Annotated in this window: 5 protein-coding genes; 1 reads left to right on the forward strand and 4 read right to left on the reverse strand. The window is 43.5% G+C overall.

All coding sequences use genetic code 11. The features are described from left to right. Positions 1-555 (reverse strand): ADP-ribosylglycohydrolase family protein (locus KG698_RS14840; RefSeq protein WP_300984174.1); only part of this gene is annotated, 555 nt, incomplete at its 3' end. Positions 556-767: 212 nt separating this feature from the next. Between KG698_RS14840 and KG698_RS14845 the strand changes: the two genes are divergently transcribed. Continuing rightward, positions 768-1,349, forward strand: coding sequence for a hypothetical protein (locus KG698_RS14845; RefSeq protein WP_213684974.1), 582 nt, complete (start codon positions 768-770; stop codon positions 1,347-1,349). Between the two features lies 1 nt (position 1,350). Here KG698_RS14845 and KG698_RS14850 read toward each other — a convergent pair whose 3' ends face one another. The 3 genes from KG698_RS14850 to KG698_RS14860 all read right to left on the reverse strand — a co-directional run. Continuing rightward, positions 1,351-1,929 (reverse strand): hypothetical protein, encoded by a 579-nt coding sequence (locus tag KG698_RS14850; RefSeq protein ID WP_213684975.1) that lies wholly within the window; start codon positions 1,927-1,929, stop codon positions 1,351-1,353. Positions 1,930-1,990: 61 nt separating this feature from the next. Next, positions 1,991-2,875, reverse strand: a complete 885-nt coding sequence (locus tag KG698_RS14855) for a tetratricopeptide repeat protein (protein WP_213684976.1) — start codon at positions 2,873-2,875, stop codon at positions 1,991-1,993. Positions 2,876-2,969: 94 nt separating this feature from the next. Further along, on the reverse strand, positions 2,970-3,243 hold a 274-nt coding region (locus KG698_RS14860), incomplete at its 5' end, for a hypothetical protein (RefSeq protein ID WP_213686323.1).

Raw genomic sequence — 3,243 nt, forward strand, 5'->3', positions numbered from 1 at the left:
GGCCTGATAGCCTTCTACGAACGAAAACTGACCCCTTGGTGTAAACTCTACGGGCGCACCCAACGCATCACCGATCGCAAGCCCCACAACACTTCCTGCTATTCGATCATGTAGTGAGCTTGACTGCGCCTCCCAGAACAATCTTGGGCGTGTCATCTGCTCGTAGCTGTCACCAGCCAAGTTGATCACCTGCTCATGGAACCACTGAGCAAGATCCCAACTGTGCAAGATCCTAAGGCTGTTCATGACCCTCGTGATGCGCAGGTGGTTGTGGTTGTAAGACGACCGCCAATGGTTGTTGTCCCTCAAAAACTGCAGGAACCTGACCGTCATCCGTTCCAGGAAATCAATACTTTCTCCATCTTCGGCCAGCCAAATTGCTGTTCCGAGATCGAGAAGGGGGGCGCTGAAGTTGTTGTATGATTTCTCAGGGGTGGGAAAAGCCCATTGGATGAACCCATGATGTCGCTCAAAGTCAGCGTCGGTCAGGGTCAACAGATCGGCCCGACGATGCCCACTGGCCAACAGCATGCGTCCCTGATGGAAGTCCATCAACTTAATGGCCGGTTTGTGCGGCCACCTTGGTTCGTCATGTGAGACCGTCATGGGGGCTCCAGTTCGTTAGCTTCTCAAGTTACCACCTTAACGCAACAATGAAAAACCTGTTTAGAAAGCCATGATCACACCCAGTGCTTCCGCAAGAAACATGTTGGATGCTCACAAGAGAAATGAAATTTCCAACGCAACGAGCAACATTGTGAGAAAAAATGCATACCTTTTATCCATATTCATACAAAAAAAGAAATAGAGATTTAACAGAAAAACATCTTGCCGCTGCAGCATGCTTGGGCGCTACAAACGCCGAGCGCAGGAGTGCAGTATTTAAATTGCAAGAACTTGCAGAACAAGGTCGACATGATGCATGGATAGTTATTCACGAAATACTACACATCCACTGCATAGAAAATAGCAAGGCTTCAACAGTTTCGGATGAGTTCTATTCGGTATCCGTACTCAGCATCTTTCAAGGTCTGCACAAATCTGCAAAAAGCGGGAATACACAAGCACAGGGCTGGCTTGGCATACAGTACAGAAGTGGGATATACGGCATTGCAAATAATGCCGCCGCCGAAAAATGGCTTCGCACTGCGGCTCTCAATGGTTGCTTGGCCTCGCAGTATAATCTTGCAGCTTTTCTAATGACACATCCAAAAAGCGACCGAGCCAAGACTGAAGCAACAGTAATTTATCTCTCCCTTCTGAATCTTTTCAAAAAGAAAAGATCTATGCGTCCTATCTTTGAGCCACAACATCTAAAAGAACTTGAAAGATTAATAAAAAATTATTAAGTCATCCTTGATTTGATCTATAAAATTCATCCGTAATGATAATTGGATTGAATTCACATGTTTTCGCTAAATGATTATAGGATTCTCGAAAGCCTAAAAGTGAAAACCAGAAAAATACTTCGTTATTATCGTTTGCCACTAACTCGAGCTTCTCGCCCCTAAGGATTTGAAGTAGAAAATCAATTTCAGAATCTGTAGGAAAATAATTTTCATCCTCATAGAATAGCGTTAAAGTGTTGTTGTTACTCCGAGCGTATGCAGGTTCTCCACAGCAACTTCCAACATTAAATGAAATCTCAGGAATTTGAACACCATAGAAGAACGTCACAAACATCAAATGCTGTTCCGAACTGGTATCAACCCCTGGTTCTTGAAAAGCTTCAGAAGCAGCCCAGCAAGCCACCTCATCCTCAAACACTGACCAGTCCTCGAAGGAAGTTGTAGCTATAGCATCTTGGGATACAGATGGTTGGGTAGAGCAGAGCGTTATGACGCAACCAATAACTGAAGACATACGCAAACTTTGGGTAAATAATGCATTTTTTGTGACATGAAGATACGAAGTGATTTTGCTAATCATCTATTCCCCCAAACTTTATGCTTGCCAATAATTATTAGAACACCTCAGCAGCTGAAAAGCGCTAGTATCTTAGGCCAGAGGTGCTAAGCGCCTTGACAGCGTTTCTTGCTTCAACATGGCCCTGCTGAGCTGCTTTATTCAGCCAATTCGAGGCCTTTCTCAGATTCCGAAAGGTTGAATAGGTGTAGTATAAACTTCCAGCCTTGTACTGTGCCACTATATCACCATTTCTAGCTGCACATTCAATCTCCCTGAACTGCAAAGCTTTTGGCTTTGAGCTATTGCTTAGATCTGAATTCAGCGTCGCTGAAAACTTCTCGCAACCATTAAAGAATTTCTGTGCTCGAACCTCTGCGTCTGTTGACGGATCTATTTCCCCAGTCGCCTCGTTTAGCGACATAGTGGCATTTATGAATCCTTCATCACCATTAAGAAAGGCTACCGCAAGCCAGAAGTTAGCTTCTTCCAAATGGTTATGGCCAAGAAAGCCCACTGCGATCAATTTCCCTAAATCGGCTTGTGCTTTTACGCAATTCTGCAATGCGGCTATCCTAAACCAATGTGCCGCCGCATGAAAATTTTTAGGTCCATAAGTGCCTATAACGTAATCGCATCCTAAGATATATTGTGCGCATGCTTCACCTTGCTCTGCGGCTGCGGTGTACCAATGTAGTGATTTGGTTAAATTCTTTTTAACAAGGTCCCCACGTCCGTATAATGATGCTAGATAATGTTGAGCGCTAGCATTACCATTCTCTGCCGCAATTAAATACCATTTTAAGCTCTCGTCCTTATTTTCGTCGGTGCCCAATCCAAATTCATACATAAACCCTAACTGCTGTTGGAGGATATCATCACCAGCTTCCGCACCTAATTTGCAGATCTCAAATGCGCAAAATACGTCGCCTTCATTCATTTTCTTGTGGAATTCTTGCTCGAAACTCATTCTTTCAGAAGCTTTCTAGATCGGTTTTGCCCTATATGGAAAATAATACTCGATGAACCGCTCCGAATAGTACGATACAAATCCAATGGTTTCGTCATTCAAGCTTTTTCAAGCTTGGCACTGGTGCTCTATAGCTACTTTGTGGCCACTCTTGGATCTGATCGCCTTCGAGAAAAATAGTTTGTTGAAAGCTATCATAAACCATGTGGTAGTTTTTTATATCCTCTTGAATGTAATCACCCCACATTTTCTGGTGCGGGTTTATTGTATTTAACATTCTATAACCTTGGAGTAATCTCTCTTGAAAAATTTGAAAGTCATCTGAGTATGGATTTCCTCTATCAAGATAAGCTGCACTTTTGTGCAAA

It is taken from the genome of Roseicyclus sp., from assembly GCF_018402035.1.
Classification (GTDB): domain Bacteria; phylum Pseudomonadota; class Alphaproteobacteria; order Rhodobacterales; family Rhodobacteraceae; genus Roseicyclus.